The sequence below is a fragment of the Mesobacillus sp. genome, from assembly GCF_049588175.1.
Lineage (GTDB): Bacteria > Bacillota > Bacilli > Bacillales > Cytobacillaceae > Mesobacillus.
The window spans coordinates 1-2,122 of record NZ_JBAVFI010000285.1; the positions used below are offsets into that span (position 1 = coordinate 1).

The 2,122-nt window shown below is 44.4% G+C and carries 2 protein-coding genes; both read left to right on the forward strand.

Translation table 11 applies throughout. From position 1 onward, the window contains the following. Nucleotides 1-369: 369 nt before the first annotated feature. A complete protein-coding gene (locus WB217_RS06935; RefSeq protein WP_423991917.1) occupies nt 370-1,335 on the forward strand; it encodes an MBL fold metallo-hydrolase in 966 nt (321 codons plus the stop codon). Nucleotides 1,336-1,346: 11 nt separating this feature from the next. Further along, a partial coding sequence (locus WB217_RS06940; protein ID WP_423991919.1) for an SDR family NAD(P)-dependent oxidoreductase occupies nt 1,347-2,122 on the forward strand: 776 nt, incomplete at its 3' end.

Sequence of the window (2,122 nt, forward strand, 5' to 3'; positions counted from 1 at the left end):
CGGCCAGGTTTGCCTGGCAGCTCGCAAGGTAGGGTTCAACATGAAGAGGGCGGCGGAGCCTTTCAGCCGGTGGACTCCACTCTCTTTCGCCATTCCTGTCTACTCGTCTTGCTCAAGTGCTTTTTAATGTTCATGAAATTTAATAGTGATTATGCAAGAAGGACAACCCGAATGTCAAGAGGAAATTGTGTAATTTTTAGTTTTTTCTGAAAATATTATGTGTAAATAATGACAATTAGCTGCTTTAAAGGTAAACTTATTTTTATATTGAAAAAATGCTGGGTCCTATGAATATGACTACATACATACAAATTTTTAAACAAACAGGTTGTTAACCTTATATAAATATAATTTTTGAGGTGAAAAGAAATGACAGAATGGAAAGATGGTATTGCCAAGTTGACATTGCCGACGCCTTTTCCTGTCGGTGACGTAAATGCTTACCTGATAAAAGGAGACAGGCTGACACTTGTCGATGCCGGTACAAAAACCCAGGATTCCTGGAAGGTCTTCAAATCCCAACTGGCGGAGCTTAAGCTTACTCCAGAAGATATAGAGCAGGTCATCCTAACACACGACCATCCAGACCATGTTGGATTGCTTGATTTTTTGCCTTCTGAACTTGAAGTTTACGGCCACCCGCTTAATGAAAGATGGATCAACAGGACTCTTGAGTTCGAAAGTATGCATAAGAAATTTTATGAAAAGCTTTTTGTGCAATTTGGAATTCCCGAGCAATATTTTCTGCCATCCCTTAAAGTCATGAAAAAAACTTTGGTGTTTTCATGTGACCGGTCCTTATCGGGTACAGTAACGGAGGGCGACGTTCCCCCTGCTCTCCCAGGATGGCGAGTAATTGAGACCCCTGGACATGCGCAGAGTCATATCGTCCTTTTACGTGAGAAGGATGGGGTCATGATTGCAGGAGATACAATCCTTGCGGGCATTTCGCCCAACCCTTTGCTTGAGCCGCCGCTTCCAGGCGATTCAGAGCGGCCTAAGCCACTCGTGCAATATAATGCTTCGCTAAAAAAACTGCTGAAGTCTCCGATAGGACTTGTATACACTGGGCATGGAGCGGAGATAACAGAATTGCACACATTAATAGAGAAAAGGCTTGCCAGGCAGCATGACAGGGCCATGCAGGTGAAGAAAATGCTCGAAGGCAAGGAACTTACTGTTTTTCAAATATGTACACTGTTATTCCCTTCAGTTTATGAACGTGAGTTGAATTTGACTATTTCTGAAACAGTTGGTCAGCTAGATTATTTACAGTCCCTTGATGAAATTAATGTCAGGGAAGAAGGGAAAGCCTTCTTTTACACAGCCAAATGAGGTGAATTCTTGTGCCATCGTTAACAGATAAAAATATTATCATTACTGGAGCTTCAGGAGGAATCGGTGCTGAGATTGCCAGGCTTTGCGCCGAACGGGGAGCGAATCTGGTGCTCCTTGCAAGGGGCATTGAAAAATTAGAGTTACTAAAAAAAGAATTGGAATCAACCCACTCAGTCAAAGTATTTGTCCATCAATTGGACGTGTCTGATACCGACGCAATTCGGACTGTTTTCACTAAGGTCATTGACGAAATAAAGCACGCGGATATTTTGGTCAACAATGCTGGTTTCGGGATATTCGACCTCGCCCATGAAGCAAAGATCGACGAAATCAAATCGATGTTCGACGTGAATGTCGTTGGTTTGATGGCTTGCACATCCATGGTTCTGCCGGGGATGAAGGAGCGGCGCAGCGGCCATATCATCAACATCGCTTCTCAGGCCGGCAAGATAGCCACTCCAAAATCGAGTGTCTATTCGGCAACGAAACATGCTGTTCTAGGCTATACGAACAGCCTGCGCATGGAGGTGGCCGATGACAATGTGTATGTGACGTCAGTCAATCCCGGGCCGATCGAAACGAATTTCTTTAACATTGCTGATAAGCAGGGAACGTATGTCAAGAATGTTAAAGCGTTCATGCTTAAGCCTGACTATGTCGCAAAACAGGTCGTCGATCGGATGCTGACGAAGACCAGGGAAATCAACCTTCCGCGCTGGATGAATGCAGGCAGCGTTTTTTATGCGCTTTTTCCGCGTGCCTTTGAGCGCATTGGCAGGAAGGC

Coding starts and splice junctions, on each gene's coding strand:
- WB217_RS06935 (WP_423991917.1), top strand. CDS start 370: ATGACAGAATGGAAAGATGGTATTGCCAAGTTGACATTGCCGACGCCT.